Here is a 19,102-nt window from a genome sequence, read left to right on the forward strand (position 1 = left end):
ACCATACAATTTGCAGATGTGGATATCTCAAACAACCATCTGCATAAAAAGAAAACCCGTTAAGAAGGGATTAACATTTAAACCAGGGAAATTACTTACCTTAATATAGCATGAAAAACCACTTTTCTCTCTTAACCGCCATCATAGACGCCCAGCCAGAATGTTTACAAAAACTTAAAATAAAATGTCCGGATAATTGTTATAATTTTCGGCATCCATTATTTTAATAAGCCCAATACCATAATAAAATACGCCAGGGTTGTCATCTTATACAGTCAATTTATTGGGACACTTGTATGCAGCAACACAATGATGATTGGTTATTGGCCGGGATAAAGGCCGGCAATGAACAAGCTTTCAGTGAAATATACCGGAGGTATTATGAGCGGCTATATCTGGCTGCTTATTACAAGCTGCGCAATGAATTAGAAGCAGAAGATGTAGTGCATGATGTGTTCACCTCCCTTTGGGCCAGGCGGGAGAAACTGCCGGAGATCACTTTTAAAAGCTACCTCTACGCTGCCGTTATGCACCGCTGCATAGATAAGATCCGTAAAAATGCCAGCCAACAGCATTATACACAAGAGATCAGCAACCAGCCGGAGCCCTTTACCCAGTTCGTTTCCATAGAGCATAAAGAGTTACATAGCCAGCTACATGCCGTCATCGCCGCCATCCCGGCCGCTCAACGGAAAGCTTTTGAGCTTTCCTACCTGGAAGATAAGTCCAATAAGGAGATCAGTGAACAATTGGGTACCTCCCTGCAAACAGTGAAGAACAACCTCACTACCGCACTAAAGACCTTACGTCTTAAGTTAATCAATTTACATAACGCCTAGTACTTTTATAGGGGCATTACGATATATCTATTGGTATGGATTTGGACCTGGAAGCAATACAGCAACTGATCATTGAGCAAATCGCCGGCACTATTACACCGGAAGAGGAAGCATACCTGCAGGAAACCATCGCCACCCACCCGGCGGCAAAGGCATTATGGCAGGATATGCACCAGGTATTGCATCCTGGTAAGGTAGATGAGCTCCGGGCTAACCTGCGCATGGACAAAGCAGACGCCATACTACATACCAGCCGTGAGCGTAAACTTATCTTCTATTATGTACGGGCAGTCTCCATAGCTGCCGTGCTGGTATTGGCCGCCGTTGTTTCCTGGAAGGTGTTCTTTACCACCCGTACCGGCGCAGCAGATGCCCCCCTCACCAACCATCAGCATATAGCCCTGCAGCTGGCCAATGGCAAGACCATTGACCTCTCCACTGCCGGCCAGCAGGTACAGCTGGATAACATGACCCTTAATAACGCCAATAAAAAGCTGAGTTATACCGCCACAACAGCTGCCCCCCAGCTTATTACCCTGCGTATACCTGCCGGCAAGGACTACACCATTATATTATCCGATGGCACAGAGATCATGCTCAACTCTGCCAGTACCCTGCAATTCCCTTCCGCCTTTACCGGCAATACCCGGGAGGTGACCATCCAGGGTGAGGCTTTTCTTAAAGTGGCCCTGCAGGCCGGCAAACCCTTCCTGGTGCATTTACCGGGCAATACCGTACAGGTCTTAGGCACCTCCTTTAATGTAAACACCTATGACAGCGCCCAGGTGAAAATAGCCCTGGTAAGCGGTAAAGTAAAGGTGCGCACCGCTAAGGATAGTACCGTGCTTAAACCGGGCTTTGAGGCCGTTAGTGGCCTGCAGGGCGTACAAACCGCTCCCTTTGACGAGGAAGAGGTGTTAAGCTGGCAGAAAGGGGTCTATGACTTCTATAATGTACCCTTCTCCGAAGCCGCCAAAGTGATCTCCCGCTGGTATGGCATCGATTTCGTGATAGATAACCCCGCCCTGAACAACCGTCTTTTCAGCGGCGCCATTAACCGTAATAAGCCCATACAGGTATTCCTCCAGAACATGAAAGCCACCAATGGGCTTAATTATGAGATAAAGGACGAAACCATCCATATAAAATAACTACCACTTTTGTTTTGTCCTAACTAGCTCCAATTACTGATTTTCAATAACCTGCCGTTTTATTGCAGTGCCATTGGTTAATTTGGTAGTAGTGTTAGCTGTCACTACAGACAGCCAACTGTGGTTAACCAATATGCTGTACCATTTTTCTTTATTCCATCAGACTGGAGCCTATAAAACCTGGTGACCGGATGTTGATATGACGCCTGTTGTACCTCAAAGCGACAGGCAGCCAATTTTAGACACAACGCTTATGCAATTATCGAATCACCCTCAGCATGATACCGGAAGGGTCGTGCCTGTGCCTCGTGAATTGAAGAACCGCCTGGTGCCCTGGGCTACTTCCCATTGTAAAGAGTATGATTTTGGCCATGCGCTATTGCAGGAGCTGATTACCCCGGACTACGGGATCTATATCACGTCATTTGATGTTCAGTTCCCCGCAAAGATGCATGCCACCTGGGACAGGCCCACCGTTACCCTCCAGTACACCCGGGAAGGCGAGATCCTTTGCCGCATTAATAACCAGGAAAAGATCATGCTGGAGGGGTCTAAGTACAATCTCTTTTATCTTACCGCAGGCGCCTATGTGTTGCAACCCCTGCCGGGTATCAGCGAGTCGCTGCATATAGAGATAGGGCCTACCTATCTCAAGGACCTGCTCACGGCCCATGCTCCTCTGCAAAAAATGATGCATAACCTGTATGCGGCCAATACCAGCGGCGGCATCCTGTTCCCCGCGCGGATGACCGGTAAGGTGAAAAGCATTATTCATGAGATGTACCAGAGCCGTAAAGCAGGCCACTCCCTGCAACTGGAGATGAAAACCCTGATATACCGTCTCCTCTGCGCCTACGATGACGAGATCACCCTGAATAACTACCTGGAGACCGTACAAGCTTCCAAAACATCAAAGCTGATCCTGGGCGTGCGGCATCATATTATAGACTATCCGCATATCCATGAATGCAGCCTGGATCAGTTGTCCAAACGGTTTAATATCAGCCCATCCTCCCTGAAGGTGAACTTTAAGAAACAGTGCGATATCTCGCTCGGTGATTTTGTGCAGCAGCAATGTATCATCAAGGCCCAACAGTTATTACTGCTGGGTATAGACTCTATACGGGATATTGCCCTGCAGCTGGGGTATACGGATGTATCTAATTTCTCCAGGGCTTTCCGTAAATATATGGGGTGCCCGCCCAATGAGATGAAACTGCACCCGGAGCGTTACCGCAACGGCGTATAGTACAGCCCCGCTCATTTTGCGTTTTTAGGGTTATTTCGATGACCGTCTCAAACAAAGATCATCATCTACCAAACAACCTGTAATGAAGAACTTCAAAACCTTTTCTGTCATTGCCTGCTGTATGCTGCAGCTGAGCGCTAACGCACAAAATGGCTGGAAGATCCAGCCCGTTGCTATACAAACCCGCTGGGCAAAGGAAGTAAGCCCTGCAAACGCATTAAAGGAATATCCCCGTCCCCAGCTGGTGCGCAAACAATGGCAAAACTTAAATGGTCTCTGGCAATATGCAATTACCCCCAAAGGTGCGTCTACGCCTACGGCGTACGCAGGTGAAATATTAGTTCCCTATCCTATCGAGTCCGCCCTCTCGGGCGTTAAAAAAGCCGTGCTACCGAACCAAAACCTATGGTACAAACGAAACATTACCAAACCCACCCTGCAAAACGGCGAACGTGCGCTGTTGCATTTTGGCGCCGTGGACTGGCAGGCAGTGGTATTGCTCAATGGTAAAACGGTAGGCACACATACCGGCGGCTATCAAAACTTTTCCCTTGACATAACCGATGCCCTGCAGGGCGGTAATAATGAACTGGTGGTTCAGGTATACGATCCTACAGACCAGGGCCCCAACCCCCATGGTAAGCAGGTGCTGAGCCCCAAAGACATCTATTACACGCCCAGCACCGGCATCTGGCAAACCGTATGGATGGAAATAGTGCCCGCTGCGGCGATCAGTAATCTCAGACTAACCCCCGATATCGATAAAGGCGTCCTGCACGTAACCGTAGACGCCCCCGCCGGCAGCGAAGTGGTATTGACCGCCAGCAGCGCAGGTAAAACAGTAAGCACCATTAAAGGCAACGCGGGAACGGAGCTGTTGCTGCCCATGAAAGCAGCAAAGCTATGGTCGCCCGCAGATCCTTTCCTCTACGATCTGCGTGTACAGTTGCTGAAGGATGGTAAACCGGCAGATGAGGTACAGAGCTATTTTGGCATGCGCAAGGTAGAGATCAGAAAGGATGCAGCCGGTTATGACCGCATCTTCCTCAATAACCAGTATACCTATAACCTGGGTACGCTGGACCAGGGCTTCTGGCCAGACGGCTTGCTGACTGCCCCCACCGATGAAGCGCTGGCTTTCGATATCAAAGCCATCAAAGCCATGGGCTTTAATACTATCCGCAAACATATTAAGATAGAGCCGGCACGCTGGTACTATCATTGCGACAAACTGGGTATGATGGTGTGGCAGGATTTTGTAAACCCGCCCCACCATATGCCGGAAGGCGCCAAAGAGGAGTTTGAAAAAGAAGTGGCGGCTACCATTACGCAGTTATACGATCACCCTTGTATTACAAGTTGGGTTTTGTTTAACGAGAAGTGGGGCGTTTTTGACCAACAACGCCTCACGGAATGGGTGAAACATACGGACCCCTCCCGCCTGATCAACGGTCACTCCGGAGAGATCCTGTATGTGAATGAAAAACTGCGCAGCCCTTCGCCAAATGCCTGGGTTAGTGCAGACATGACCGATGTACACTCCTACCCGGATCCAATGAACGCGCCGGCACACCCCGGCAAAGCGCGCATCCTGGGAGAGTTTGGCGGCATAGGCGTATTTATACCGGACCACCAATGGAACCCCATGAGCGCATGGGGTTATATACAGGTCACTCCTTCTGCCTTAAAGGCTAAGTACACGATCATGAACCAACACCTGCAGCTGCTGGAAAAAGAAGGGCTAAGCGGTTCTATTTACACACAGCCCTTTGACGTAGAAACAGAGCAGAACGGTATTATGACCTATGACCGGGAGGTGATCAAGATCCCGTTTGAAGAGATGCGCAGGATCCACCGGCCGCTGGTAGCCAATAACGGCACTATACCGGCTGTAACTGCCCAGGCGGCGGATATTACAGACCCCGGCCAGTTATACAGCCAGTTACTGCAACAGTATATAGATGGTAAAAAAGATCCGGCCTTCCTGCGTAAGCTGGCCATGACAGCCCAGCAGGTGGATGATAAACCTGGCGCCCGTTTGGCCGCAGCGGATTATATAGCGAGCCTGAAAACGTATAGCGTGGATGATCTGGCTTTTATCATGCAAACGACCAACAGTGCTAAGGACCCCGGCTTTGCCATTGTACAGCAACAGGCCGCAGAGATAGACCGCCTCATGGGCGGCCGCCAGGCCGAGGTGAAGATGATGAACATCATCTATAAAGACGAGATACAGGCCGCCGTATCCAAACCGGATGCACAGCCAGACTGGAACCAGCTGGCTGCCAATGTAAGTAAATATGGCGCCGCGGGAGAAGAGATCTTGCTGCGCGCTAAAACCATTCATTACCTGAACAAACAGGAGTGGGATGATTTTGCGAAGGCTGCGGGTGAATATGTAAGCAAATATGGTAATACATTACGGCCGGAAGAGCTGAACCAATACGCGTGGACAGCGTTTGAAAGGGTGAATGACGCAGCGTTGCTGGCAGCCGCCGCAAGCTGGAGTGAGTTATCCCTGAAAGCTTCGGAGAATAACGCGGCCTATATGGATACTTATGCGAACCTGTTGTATAAAATTGGCAAGAAGGAAGACGCCATTCGGATTCAGACAAACGCAGTGCGCATTGCGGATGATGATTCCCTGAAGGAGACCCTGTCGAAAATGCAACGCGGAGAAAAGACGTGGAAATAAAATATTAACATGGCCGCTAACCAATCATTAACGAAATAATATTTTATAATTTTTAAATTTAGATATAAATAATAATTCACACGGTAAACGAAATAACTGCATCTCAACTATCCCTAAAATAATACAAGAACAAGCATTGATTTTGAATTGTCATGGAACTAAAAACCAATCAAAAAAATTTTATGGGACACTACAACCATTCCATTGAGGAATCTACACTTGATTATGCATTATTCGAAACTTTAACCAGCCCCGGCCGTAGTGATAGTGAAACTGCATTACACATAATTTATGGCCGGTATGCCCCCAAGCTACATCGTGCCATCTCCCGGAAAATCAAAAATCGCGAGATGGCAAAGCGGGTCTTGTTCACTATCGCTTTCACGCTTTGGAAAATGAGGGGCCGTTTACCTATGGATATTACTATACGTAAATTCCTTAGAGAGTGTTTAAATACCGTGCCCAGATTCGATCATGATCGCGCGGACAGTTCAGTGGAATATATCTTACAGCATTCTAAGATAGCAGGTGATATTTCGAGCGATGAAGTCAGCGTCTGTTTCAAAGGATACCTGGAGCGTTTACATGTCTATAGCGACGACCGCAAGCCTACTTATCTGCAATATATTGCACAAAACCATACGGAAGCAGATGAGCTTTTCTGGAAGATATTTCGTGTACTGGATCTCCGTCACTAATACTTTTTAATTACAGCGCCATTAAAAAACGATAAGCATCGTTCAATCTTATTAATCGTACACTAAGAGCAAACTGCCCAACATGTAATAAACATCCACCTCATGTAACTATATTATGGAAGATTTTGACCAGGAGTTGCTCTACGAGATGATCATAAATGAAATTGCAGGCTTGCTCTCAGAAGAAGAGCAAGCCTGTCTGGATAGAATCATTGCAGAAAATCCCGAGGCATACAAATTCTGGAAAGATCTTCATGAGGCTGAATCGGCGCATATATTGGCTTCCAGCGAGCTTCACAAGGATGATCCGATGGAAGTAGTCCGCAAGTATGAAAAGGCATTACAGGGGGGGTATCCCCCGCGCAAGCGAAAAGCCGTTTTTATAAAGCCCGTAAGTATAACCGTCTTGTCTGTGCTACTGGTAATGACAGCACTTTATACTATAAACCAGCGGCGTACACGCGCTCCAGACTCACAGCCCGCCCAGGCAATTGCCACTAATGAAGATCCCCGCACAATTATCTTAACGTTACCGGACGGACAACGCCTGGACCTCTCTATAGACACTGCCAATACACAGGTAGATAATGTGGTCTTCATTAACCGGGGCAACCGGCTGCGCTTCCGGGGCAAAGGTTCGCCGGGAATAGCCACACTATATGTGCCGGCGGGTAAGGATTATACGGTGGTCCTTGCCGATAAAACCACTATAAAGCTGTCTCCCAATTCCGTGCTTCGTTTCCCCATAAACTTTACAGGGGAAACCCGTTCAGTTTTCCTAAGGGGAAAAGCATTCCTGCAGGTAGCGCCCAATAATAACCAGCCCTTTGTTGTAGTACTGCCCAAACATCACAAATTACAGGTATTAGGCACGGCATTTAATGTAAACACCCACAAGGGCGCTATTAAGGTATCGTTGATAACCGGCTCTCTGAAGATGGAAACGCTTACTGACAGCCTCCGTTTAAAACCGGGTTATGAGGTGGTATCTGTAAATGGTGAACCGTTGGAAGCGGACAGGATGGACCCCGCAGAACTTGTATACGAATTCCGGGAACAGTCACTGCAAGAGGTGGCTAAAGTGATTGCCCGGTGGTATAATATCGAAGTAGTGCTATCCAACAATAAGGTGAGCAACATGCAGTTAACCGGTAAAATAGACCGTCAGAAACCGCTGCATATTATCCTGAACCAGCTGGGAGCTATTAACTTCCATCATGAGCTGAATGCCGCCTGCGATACCCTCCGGTTCTGGTAAGCAAACATCAAATTGTTAAACTAAGCCCCACTGTAAATACCTTTAAGGGTGGTAAGGTAACGGAGCTCCTGGATTCCGGGTCCATGCCGCTATAGCGGGTAAACGTAAGCAGGTTCTGTCCCTGTGCAAAAACACGCAATTGGTCTTTCCGCGCGCCTATATTTGGCCGCCATGAAATAGACAGGCTTTTTAACCGGATAAAAGAGGCATCCGTAATAGCATCTGTACTAAACGTACTGTTGGAAAATGAGGTCAGCCGCTGCTCCGAAAGTATGGTGCTATAGCTGGCCGCAGGCACCCGCTCCAGTATCCCGGCTTGCTGGTTGCCCATATTGCTGGCGCCGTTAAAAAGGCCAGGCGGCGTACTACGGTACTCAGGGCCCATCTGCTTTACAAACTGGAAAAGTATACTTATATCAAAACGGCCAATTGTAAAATTATTCAGTAGGCCACCGTAATACCTGGGCCCCAAGTTTTCGCTCGCCTGGCGGTCCTGCAGCTGTCCCATGGAATCCACCGGCAACACATTGCCGTTATGTCCCATCACCTGGGGATAACCAGTTGCCATATCCATACCGGCGGATTGATATAACCTTACAATATCTATGGATTGGCCCACGAAGAAATCGCCGGCATAAGACGAATGCTCCAACCCCGCAAAAGAGAGCAGTTTGTTCTCTGGTAATGTAAAATTGGCCTCCGTAGACCACATAAATCGCGGGTTGTTTATATGTTTCCGTTTCAATAGAAATTCCCAGCCGCTATTCCGTATCCCCACGGTAAAATTACCATTCTCTCCATCAGGCAGCTGGCAAACAGCATCATTCCGGTAATAGCTGGCCGTAAAAAACAATTGGCTTCTTTTAATGCCAGTCTGCAGCGTTATTGCAAATTTGTTTACACCTCCCCACTTCAGCGCCGAATCCGGCGGCCAGCCATTTACGCGGCCATCAGATAGCGCCTGTCCGGGGCCATATGGCCTGAAGATATCATCGCTGCCCAGCATACTATAACTTACATTCAGCAGGCCCGAATCAATAACAGGCAACCGCTGGCGAAACCACTCCTCATTTGAGAACATCCATCCAAGCTCCATCGATAACGCGTAATTACCCCGGTGATCCTTTGTAAAGCGCGAGCTACTTTCCCGGTATACTGAAAGATCTGCCCTATAACGCTGCAATAGGTCATACTTCAACAGTATGCCCGTGGCGCTATAGTTATAGGCCGATACATCGTTGGCAGTACGCTTAGTATCTCCGGAGATTGAATTTCGCGCATAGTAGCCATCGTTATGTTGCCAAACCTGTCTTACACGGGCCACTAAACTGCCTCCTGGTAAGCGGCAGCTATAATTCAGCGCTGGTTCCGCCAACCAGCCATGCAGTCTGTCGGAAGCCCCCATCCATTGATCCTGCAGGATAGCCCTGAACTGCGGCGCAAACGAACTAACCGGTATCACCAATGTTTGTTTATTGAGCAGGAGATTATAATTAAAATTACCAGCCAGATAAAACCGTTTGCTTATCCTGTAGCTGAACGTAGAGGCGGCAATGAAGTTGGCTATTTTGTTGCGGTACTGCTGATCCAGTAATGCCAGCGGATTTGTCCAGGAAGCATCGCCATTGGGCAGCGGGGCCCAGTTCAGCGCTCCGCTTTTCAAAAATAAGTCCGGGGCGTTAGGCGCCAGTGAAACGGCAGTTTGTATCAGGTCTTTGTCGATCAGCTGATTGTCTCCCGTCAGACCAAAAACGGTAAATGATTGTTGCCAGCTGTTCCTCCTGGACTGGTGGTTTACATTTACCAGGAAAGTAGCTTCGCGGTTAAAAAGATCTCCGGGAAAAACAGTCGTCTCCCGGTGAAGTCCCGCTCCTATCCTATAATTCGTACGCGGTCCGCCATGCGCCCAGGACAGGCTGGCGTACATATACTGAGATGGCCTGCCTGCCAGCACCTTCTGCCACGATACATTGCGCGAACGCGGATATATCAGAAAATCTGCATTTGTCTGATCTGCCGTACTGCGTCCATCAGGGATAGACAGCCCGTCATTGGAATACGCCAAACTGCGCATGGACAGATATTCCGGGGTATTGAACACATCCAGCCTGCGGGTGACTGTACCCAGGCCATTCGTTACCCGTAAGCTGATCCCGCTGCTATCATAAGCGCCTTTTTTGGTATAGATCAGGATAACACCATTAACGCCTCTACTGCCGTAAATGGCCGCGGCGTCAGCATCCTTCAATACAATAATGCGCTCGATATCGTCCGGGTTTATAAGTTCCAAAGGATTTCCCGCGCCACCTTGTATGCCACTGATGGGGAACGTCCATCCGGATAAAAGCGGAACGCCATCAATTACGTACATCGGTTCATTAAGCCCGGAGATACTATTGCGCCCCTGTAATTGTACCTTTAGCGCAGCGCCCGGGATACCGTTTTGTTGTGTAATGAATAACCCCGGTACTCTTCCCTGCAGTGTTAACAATGGATTACCAACGGGCTGGTTCACAATATCCGCGGCCGGTATTGGAGACACGTTTGTATGATCACCCCGCTGAGGCGTATGTACAAAAACCGGCGGCACATCAAAAGGAGCTAATCGCCTTGATTTTTTCGTCAGTTGCAGCAACATCCGGTCTCCCTGTACTGGCACGGTACTGCTGTCATATTCAGGCGCAAAGACCCAAAGAACATCCCCTGTCCTGACATCAGGCAGCATGAACTCGCCCTTAATATCTGTAACAGTACCGGTAAGCGTGCGTTTAATCCTGACACTGGCGCGTTTAACAGGTTTTTTGTCATGCTCGTCAACAACATTTCCGGTTAGCTTCATACCAGACAGGGACGTTCCCGGTATACGGTCCATTATCTTCACACAATTTCCATTGATCACAAATGTAAATCCATTCTTTTCCAACACCTCCCGGAGCGCTTCCTTATAAGTCAGCTGGAAGAAATCTACATTAATGACCGTCTCATACCCAGTCACCTCTGTTGACATCTCAACATGGCATCCCACATTCCGGCAAATAGTACGGGCAGCTTCGATAATTGTTAACTGTTTGTTATTGATGCTTATGACAGCGGAGGTATCCATCTCCGTCTGAGCAAAGACGGATATAGGTATAAGGGAGGAACTGATGCAGCACGCCACCGCTGCTAAGAGCCGGCGTAAATTTATTTCCATTGAACTTTGTTTTTTTAGTTCGATGGTATAGGGGATATATTAATTCTCGCCACTGCGGCATTGACATTAAAACGCGCCTGCTAACAGAATGAACTACCTGTTTTCAAAATGCGCGTAGTTTTTAACAGTTTATTTACCACTGGCGTCAACTTCGTGCATCCAGTCAGGTGCGGCAGCATCTTTCAGGAAATGGTCAAAGAATTGATTGATCCGGATCGTAAGATCAAGTTGGTTGTCCGGCTGTAAAAGGTTATGCGCCTCTCCTTCATATTGCAGCAGCCATGCAGGCTTGCCAAGCCGGTGTAGCGCGGTAAAAAAAGCAATGCCCTGGTCAACCGGTACTACGGCATCCAGTTTATTATGTACCAGGAGCAGCGGGGTGGTGACCTTATCAGCCATAAAGAGAGGGGAATTTTCCAGGTATAGGTCCGGCTGTTGCCAGGGTGGCGCTCCCATACGGTAATAGCTGCGCTCATAGAGCTCCTGCAGCGGCATACCTGTGTTTAATTCATAAGTACCCCAGCCACCGGCCATGTTAACTATACCGGCGTCTGAACAGGCTGCGGCAAACAGGTTGCTATGGGTAACAATATAATTAGTGAGGAACCCGCCAAAACTACGGCTGGTAATACCCATTTTATCTGCGCGTACATATGGTAAGCGTGAAAGATACCCGGCTGCCGCTATAACGGTAATACAGGCACTACTGCCAGCGGCGCCGGTGGTAAAATGCAGGTCCGGAGTAAACACCAGGTATCCCCTGCTTACAAAATAAGGGATGTTGATGTCGCCGGCGGAAAATGCGGGTGGCTGATAGCGATGCAGGCGGTCAGCCATTATTTCATAATAATGCAGCAGTACCGGGTATTTTTTATGTGGATCAAAATCCTGCGGCGTGTATAGTATACCTTGTTCTTTGCGCCCGTCCGGCAGGGTAAACGCCATGAGTTGCGACTGTAGCCAATTGTATGACCGCTCCGGATACACGGTGCTTAACGGCCTAAACCTTTTAAAATTCTGTGTCATGAAATAATTGGGGGATGCAGTGGCGCTGCAACGGCGTACGATATAAATGCCGGCATTCCGCGCCTTAAGCGGGGCTTCGCCCCCCAGGTAGAAATGTTCTTTTGCGTAATAGAGGTAGGGGCCCATGGTAAGGGGCAGCGGGTCTCGGGCGCTGTCTGGTCTTATGCAGTAAAATCCGTTGTCCTTATTATCATTATTAAAGGCGTCCAGTATGAGTGTATCCTGGAGCCGCACTACTGTTCCCATTGGCGCTATTAACCGGAACGTTATATGATGACGGCGGCCATAGCCATTGGTAAGATTGATGGGGGCTTTTTGCCTGAGCGGGTCTGCCAGCCAGTTATCATACCGGTCATATAACAGTATACCGGTATCGCCGGGCAGCCAATGCCCCCAGCTGCCAAGGCCGCGGTGGGCCGCCAGCGCCGGCTGGTCGTACCCCGCGTCTCCGGCAGGTACGGATATATCTGCCGTAACATCCCTGGTAATGCCGGTGGCCAGTTCATAAGTATGGATATTCCCCAATCCATCATCGCTTACCAGGAACCGGCCGGCCGGGGAAATACCGGCAAAGGGAAAATCAACTTCCTTTCGCCGGCCGGTAACCAGGGAAATGAGGTAATACCGCGAGACAGCCCCACTGCCCTGTTTGCGGATGATCAGCCCCCATTTGTCCGTGGCGCCGCCTGTAATAGGCCACAACTCTTCTCCTGCTTCCTGCAGGCGGGTTAGCTGTAGGTCCTTTAGCGATATTACTGCGAAGCACGGAACCGGCGCCTCCTTTTCTTTACAGGGCGGAAGCACCGCATCCGTATAACGCCATATCTGCACCCGGCCGGGCGCCTGGGGCCAGGGCTTGACAACATTCCCTGCCGGCAGCAGGCAAAGGATCCGCTTCCCGTCCATGGAAAAATTTACCAGGGTAATTCCGGCAAGGGCGCTATCTGCAGCCAGGAGTGGCCGGGCATGTGGCATACCATGATGGTAATACCAGACCTTACCATCTGCCGTAAATGCCAGTTGTGCACCGGCTGTATCCACTACCAGGTTGCCGGCAGTCTTGCCGGTCCAGATTGTCTGCGGCCGCCCTTTATCAATATCGTATATTACCAGTTGGATGGGAGCTGTAGCGGAGTACCAGGCTAACCATGAGCGGCCCCGGTTATCAAACTGCCAGAAGCTGCCAACGCGGTCAATGAATTTTGCCTGGCCGGCCCCTGGTTGCAACAGGCACAGGCTATCCCCACCCTGCAAAAACACCAGATACCCGCCGGAGGGTGTAAATGCCGCCATGGCAGCGCCGGGCAAGGCCTTTTCCCAACTATCCCTCAGGGAACGGATAACCAGGGTTTGGCTGCCGGCCGGCTGCCGGTAGATGGTATAACACATATAGCGGCCATCCGGCGTAATGGCGGGGGACTGCACTTCCGGCCACCGGTCAAAAACGCCGGTATCCAACATGGGTCTTACCGGAGAAGGGCCCGGGCACTGTGAGTGAACAACCGAATACCAGAGCAGGAGCCCGATGGCGGGGAACAGCTTTGTTGACAGATGAATTAAGGCTGTATGAAAGTGACCACCTTTTGCGCACATGGGGCAATACGGTTAAAGGTGCAATAGGTATTGCCGGCAGTGGTGTTTACAAACGAAGTGTTCAGGTAAACCGTTGTACAAACGCCGGGACTGCCTATCCGGCAATAGCTGATGGCCAGGCGGTTAGCCTTAAAGGCAAAAATGCCGCCCAGGACCGCCATTATGCCAATGAGGGCAAGCATAAGTTTAGCTCGTTTCATGAGGTATATTTTTGTTAAATGAAAAGTATTGTCTCCCTGTCGTTGTCGCGGATGGTATCACTGCGCGCTGTTATACACTGGCTTTTTATCGAGGACTTTGGCTGATATGAAGTTACGAAAGGGTTTTTCCGCTACGGTTATCAATTGTGGAATAAATTTCACAGTCATTTCAGACAGGTCAATCGTAGTTTTTATAGATCAGATTAATATCTGATTAACTATTTACTGTTAATTAATGCTTTAAATTGCACGCTATGCTCCCTTTTCAAGAATTAGCCCTCAATTTGAGCCATCTATAAGGGACCCATTCAACCGTTGTAAATGTGATCTGGCTATGCAATTCGATCGTAAAAAGGAAATTCGTGTAACTTTGAACCACCTCTAGGAGGTACATTTCACCCTTCCAAACGTTAATAGGTTATGCAATTCGACCGTGAACTGGTATATGACCTCACCCTGGAAGAAATCACAGGCCGCATAAGTAAAGCAAACAAAGAACACCTTTATCAGATAATAGCTGATTATGGGGAAGCTTTTTCCATCTGGCAGGACCTCCATGACACCGTTACTCCTGAGATCATTACCCGCGCCCGGCCTCAGCACCGCCGGCGGAACAAACTCATATTGGCGGTCCTGGCGTGTATAATCGCCGCTTTAAGCCTGGTGGCCTGGGCGCACGGACAAGGCTTATTGCCCTGGCAGCAACAGGGGGATGTCTACGTCTACTACCCCGATATGGCTGTTACTGATCTCCTGGATAACCAGCGGTTGTTCCTGAAAACCTCAGAAGGCAAGATCATCACATTTGCCGACAGTATTGCCACCATTCACACCAAGGGTCTCACCCTTACCAATCATAACAAAACACTCCGGTTTGTTGCTACGGATAATGCACCTGCCCGCTGCATATTGAACGTGCCCAATGGTATGGATTATAGCATTGTGCTGCCAGACTCCACCCGGGTACATCTGAATGCTGGCTCTACCCTCACCTTTCCTACGGCGTTCAAGGGAGAGCGCCGTGAAGTGATGATAAACGGGGAAGCTTATGTAGCTGCCGCCGCCAATGTTTTACAGCCGCTTTTTGTATATCTGCCCAATCATACCTACGTAAGCGTGATCGGCACCACCTCCAATGGCAACGCCTTTAACGTGAACACCTACAAACCAGGTCTTGTAGAGGTATTTGTAGAAGATGGCGCTGTAAGGGTATACGCAGATAAAGACAAGGAGGAGCTAACGCCGGGGATGGCCATATCGGCTTACCGCGGCAGACTGCAGGAGCTTTTTACCGCGGACGCTGCCAAGATCCTGCGCTGGCGGGATGGCATTTATGAGGTTCCCGAACGTAGCCGCGTAAAGGATGTTTTACCGTTATTACAACGCCTGTATGGCGTGGAGGTAAAAACAGACGATGCCTCGATAGCCCGGATAAACTATGTAGGGGATCTGTCCCGTAGCACACCCCTGCGGAATTATCTTGATTCATTGAGCCTGCAGAAAGGCTTCCAGTATACCTACCAGGACGAACATACCATTTATCTTCATAGATAAGGCCCCTACACAAATCGCTGTTACCCCCCCTATCCCAAATGACCATAAAATAAATTCCGCAAATGATAACACCCATTCCCTGATACCACCCTATCTTCGAACCACAAAACACCACCAATCTAGTAGACTAAGCGTAACTAACCATTACTCAACACAACAGGCGCAATCATCTACAGCAGCGAATGATCCCACCATATGATCCTGCAGTATTGCCTGCCTCTTAAAACCATTGGATATGCCACGCCAGAAAACTGTCGGTTTGACTGTAGCGACTATTTTGTTTCCTCGCAATATGCACTGCACGTATAGCATGTGTCATTGTAATGCTTAATACATCCTCACAAAAACCATTGTGATCGCTGGTTGCTGTCAGCCTGATTTTTGCTTTTGCCGGGCCAGCCTCCCTCCTGGGGAGGGAGCGCAGGTACGGCCCTAAAGAACCTTATCATGAACAAATATGCTATTATAGCCGGCGCAGGTCCGGCAGGGCTTACTGCTGCCTATGAGCTGCTGAAAAGAACGGATATTACGCCTATCATACTTGAAAAATCAGGAGATATAGGCGGTATCTCCAAGACCGTAAATTATAAGGGTAACCGCATAGACATTGGCGGTCACCGTTTCTTCTCAAAATCTGACCGGGTGATGAACTGGTGGCAGCAGCTGCTGCCTATAGAAAAGGACGGGCCTGCTGCCTTTACGATCACTTACCAGCAACAATCCCGGGAAATAGATATTGCATCCGGTGGGGCTACACATAGCGCGGAAAAAGATCCTGATAAGGTGATGCTGGTACGCAAGCGCTTATCCAGGATCTATTTTCTGCGCAAGTTCTTTAGCTACCCTATCCAGCTGTCTTTTGACACCCTTACTAAACTGGGGTTATGGACCACCATCAGCATCCTGTTCTCTTACCTGCAGGCACAGCTCCTTCCACGCCGGCCGGAAAAGAACCTGGAAGATTTTATGATCAACCGGTTTGGGCGCAGTCTCTACCAGCTATTCTTTAAAGACTACACAGAAAAAGTATGGGGTATACCTTGCCATGCCATCTCCGCGGAATGGGGCGCACAGCGTATAAAAGGGGTATCCATCAGCAAGGCGGTCCGGCATGCCGTACAAGCTGCCGTGAGGAATAAGCAGGCGGATCTCGCACAAAAGGATACAGAGACCAGCCTCATTGAGCAGTTCCTGTACCCAAAACTGGGGCCCGGACAATTATGGGAAGAGGCAGCCCGCCAGGTACAAGCCATGGGCGGCAAGGTATTGCTGCATCACGAGGTAAAACGGGTCTATACATCGGATAACGGCAAGCAGGTGACCGCCGTAGCGGTCATTAACAATATAACCGGTGAAACCAGCTACCTGGAAGGCGACTATTTCTTTTCTACTATGCCGGTGCAGGAGCTGATTGGAGGCATGGACGGCTCCATACCCGAAGCAGTGAAGCAGGTAGCGTCCGGCCTCCAGTACCGGGATTTTATTACGGTAGGCATCTTATTGCAACAGCTTTCCTTCCGGGATAAAAATACCGGTGAATGGCAACGGCTGCAACTGGAGGATACCTGGATCTATATACAGGAAAAGGATGTAAAGGTTGGCAGGCTTCAGCTGTTCAATAACTGGAGCCCTTATATGGTGAATGATCCTGACACGGCCTGGGTGGGCATGGAGTTCTTTTGTAATACGGAAGACAGCTTCTGGCAACTGCCGGATGAGGAGATCAAACAGCTGGCTATACGGGAGCTGGAAAAAATAGGGCTGGCCTCAGCGGCCAATGTACTGGATGCTACCGTGATACGGATGGAGAAGACCTACCCGGCCTATTTTGGCGCCTATGAACGGTTTAATGAGATACGGGACTATGTGGACAGATTTGAGAACCTGTTCCTGGTAGGCCGCAACGGCATGCACAAATATAATAACAGCGACCACTCCATGCTTACGGCCATGGTGGCGGTAGATAATATCGTAGCGGGCATAAAGACCAAAGACAATATATGGTCCATTAATACGGAGCAGGCGTACCATGAGGAGAAGCGGGAGGCGGCCGCAGCGCCGGAAGAGAGAACAAGCCCTCAGCCAGCGCCTGCGCTTTCCTTTAAACATTTTGTGTTCCGCACGCCGCGTAACAAGGTTTATCTGTGGCTGGCAGGTATCGCAATCCTGCTGCAATTTGGGGTGTTTAAATATTTTTATCCTTATGCCAGCTTTATTAATGACGATTCGTATGTGTACCTGGAAACAGCCTATCATAACCTCCCAATTAATACCTATCCGGTAGGTTATCCTAATTTCCTTCGGCTGTTCAGCGTATTCAGCCGTTCTGATCTGGCGCTGGTGGCTTTTCAATATCTGTCTTTACAAGCGGCGCTACTGGGTTTCCTATTCACGGTATTTTATTTCTACCAACCCGGGAGGTATGTGGAGCGTTTCCTGCTGGCATTCCTGGTACTGAATCCGGTATTCCTGTACCTGGCCAACTATATATCGAGCGATACCCTGTTTATTACCTTAAGCCTGGTATGGTTCACGCTACTGCTGTGGGTAGTGCAACGCCCTGCCACACAATTGATCCTTTGGCATGGCCTGGTGCTGTTTGTGGCTTTTACGGTAAGGTATAATGCTTTATACTATCCTTTGATCGCAGGTATAGCCTACCTCCTATCCCCCCAGCGGAGATGGATAAAACTGGCCGGACCGGTATTTGGGTTACTGCTTATTGGCGTGTTTGTGCTGTATACGGGCAACATATACAAACGGCTTACCGGTACCCGGCAATTCTCCCCTTTTACCGGGTGGCAGCTGGCCAATAATGCCATGTACGCCTACCGGTATGTGGATAGCGCCGACAGGAAGCCGGCGCCAAAAAGATTGCAGCCGCTGGATAACATGGTACGGCATTATTTTGATACCTCCCGGAACCTGGCCACCCATCCTGCTGAGCAGCAGAAAGCGGGCACGGCGTATATGTGGACGCATAACATGCCGCTGCAGCAATACATGCGGACGCATTACCGGGATACCACCCATGAGCTTAAACGGTGGGCGTCGCTGGGACCTTTGTATGCGGACTATGGCAACTACCTTATCAAACAGTACCCGCTTACGTTCCTGCAATATTATATCTGGCCTAATGCAAAAAGATATTATGCGCCTCCGGTAGAGTTCCTGCAAATGTACAGCACCGGTAAAGACAGCGTGGCGCTTGTTGCGCAGGCCTGGTTTGCTTATGACAGCAGGAAAATAACTACGCGGGCTAACAGCTTCAATGTGTATATACTCAATTTCCTGCCTGTTGTTGCCGGCGGCCTGCAGGTGGTATTCCTATTGAGTTTGATTTATTATGTATTACTCCAGGGATACCGGCAACAGCCCTGGATGCAGCGGGGAATATGGCTAACGGCGGCGCTATGGTCCATCAATTTCGGGTTTAGCATATTTGCCTCCCCCATTGCGCTCCGGTTCCAGCTGTTTCCCATTATCGTGGCCATTACATTCACCGCCTTATTTGTTGAATACATCATTAAAGCTGCCTATGGTCAATTGACCGTACGTTCCGCAGCACAGGTCATCCCTGATCAAATTATCCGGCCGGTACTTCACAGGAGGTAAACCCTGCCGCCTCTTGCTGAAGCTTATGCAA

At 49.3% G+C, this 19,102-nt stretch carries 11 protein-coding genes; 8 read left to right on the top strand and 3 right to left on the bottom strand.

From position 1 onward, the window contains the following. The first annotated feature begins 296 nt into the window (after nucleotides 1-296). The 6 genes from F0L74_RS26460 (at nucleotide 297) to F0L74_RS26485 (ending at nucleotide 7,890) form a co-directional block, all read left to right on the top strand. Nucleotides 297-839 carry an RNA polymerase sigma factor gene (locus F0L74_RS26460; protein WP_149840915.1) on the top strand — a complete coding sequence of 181 codons (543 nt, stop codon included), beginning with the start codon at nucleotides 297-299 and terminating at the stop codon, nucleotides 837-839. Nucleotides 840-874: 35 nt separating this feature from the next. Next, nucleotides 875-1,990, top strand: coding sequence for a FecR family protein (locus F0L74_RS26465; protein WP_149840916.1), 1,116 nt, complete (start codon nucleotides 875-877; stop codon nucleotides 1,988-1,990). Between the two features lie 253 nt (nucleotides 1,991-2,243). Next, nucleotides 2,244-3,239, top strand: a complete 996-nt coding sequence (locus F0L74_RS26470; RefSeq protein ID WP_188316173.1) for a helix-turn-helix transcriptional regulator — start codon at nucleotides 2,244-2,246, stop codon at nucleotides 3,237-3,239. Between the two features lie 82 nt (nucleotides 3,240-3,321). Next, nucleotides 3,322-5,934 (top strand): glycoside hydrolase family 2 protein, encoded by a 2,613-nt coding sequence (locus tag F0L74_RS26475; RefSeq protein ID WP_149840918.1) that lies wholly within the window; start codon nucleotides 3,322-3,324, stop codon nucleotides 5,932-5,934. A 152-nt stretch (nucleotides 5,935-6,086) separates the two neighbouring features. Continuing rightward, on the top strand, nucleotides 6,087-6,632 hold the full coding sequence (locus tag F0L74_RS26480) for a hypothetical protein (protein WP_149840919.1): 546 nt from the start codon (nucleotides 6,087-6,089) through the stop codon (nucleotides 6,630-6,632). A 115-nt stretch (nucleotides 6,633-6,747) separates the two neighbouring features. Further along, nucleotides 6,748-7,890 carry a FecR family protein gene (locus tag F0L74_RS26485; RefSeq protein WP_149840920.1) on the top strand — a complete coding sequence of 381 codons (1,143 nt, stop codon included), beginning with the start codon at nucleotides 6,748-6,750 and terminating at the stop codon, nucleotides 7,888-7,890. 7 nt (nucleotides 7,891-7,897) lie between these two features. On the opposite strand, the gene F0L74_RS26490 is transcribed toward F0L74_RS26485, so the two are convergent. The 3 genes from F0L74_RS26490 to F0L74_RS26500 all read right to left on the bottom strand — a co-directional run bounded on the left by F0L74_RS26490 (nucleotide 7,898) and on the right by F0L74_RS26500 (nucleotide 13,902). Then, nucleotides 7,898-11,083 carry a TonB-dependent receptor plug domain-containing protein gene (locus tag F0L74_RS26490; RefSeq protein ID WP_149840921.1) on the bottom strand — a complete coding sequence of 1,062 codons (3,186 nt, stop codon included), beginning with the start codon at nucleotides 11,081-11,083 and terminating at the stop codon, nucleotides 7,898-7,900. A gap of 129 nt (nucleotides 11,084-11,212) precedes the next feature. Beyond that, nucleotides 11,213-13,570 carry an alpha/beta hydrolase family protein gene (locus F0L74_RS26495; protein WP_188316174.1) on the bottom strand — a complete coding sequence of 786 codons (2,358 nt, stop codon included), beginning with the start codon at nucleotides 13,568-13,570 and terminating at the stop codon, nucleotides 11,213-11,215. Between the two features lie 95 nt (nucleotides 13,571-13,665). Then, complete coding sequence (locus tag F0L74_RS26500) at nucleotides 13,666-13,902, bottom strand: hypothetical protein (RefSeq protein WP_149840923.1); 237 nt, start codon at nucleotides 13,900-13,902, stop codon at nucleotides 13,666-13,668. Between the two features lie 420 nt (nucleotides 13,903-14,322). Between F0L74_RS26500 and F0L74_RS26505 the strand changes: the two genes are divergently transcribed. Together F0L74_RS26505 and F0L74_RS26510 are read left to right on the top strand one after the other, a co-directional pair. Continuing rightward, nucleotides 14,323-15,456 carry a FecR family protein gene (locus tag F0L74_RS26505; RefSeq protein ID WP_149840924.1) on the top strand — a complete coding sequence of 378 codons (1,134 nt, stop codon included), beginning with the start codon at nucleotides 14,323-14,325 and terminating at the stop codon, nucleotides 15,454-15,456. A gap of 447 nt (nucleotides 15,457-15,903) precedes the next feature. Continuing rightward, nucleotides 15,904-19,071 carry an NAD(P)/FAD-dependent oxidoreductase gene (locus tag F0L74_RS26510; protein ID WP_149840925.1) on the top strand — a complete coding sequence of 1,056 codons (3,168 nt, stop codon included), beginning with the start codon at nucleotides 15,904-15,906 and terminating at the stop codon, nucleotides 19,069-19,071. Nucleotides 19,072-19,102 lie beyond the last annotated feature (31 nt).

The sequence above is a fragment of the Chitinophaga agrisoli genome (assembly GCF_008386695.1).
Lineage (GTDB): Bacteria > Bacteroidota > Bacteroidia > Chitinophagales > Chitinophagaceae > Chitinophaga > Chitinophaga agrisoli.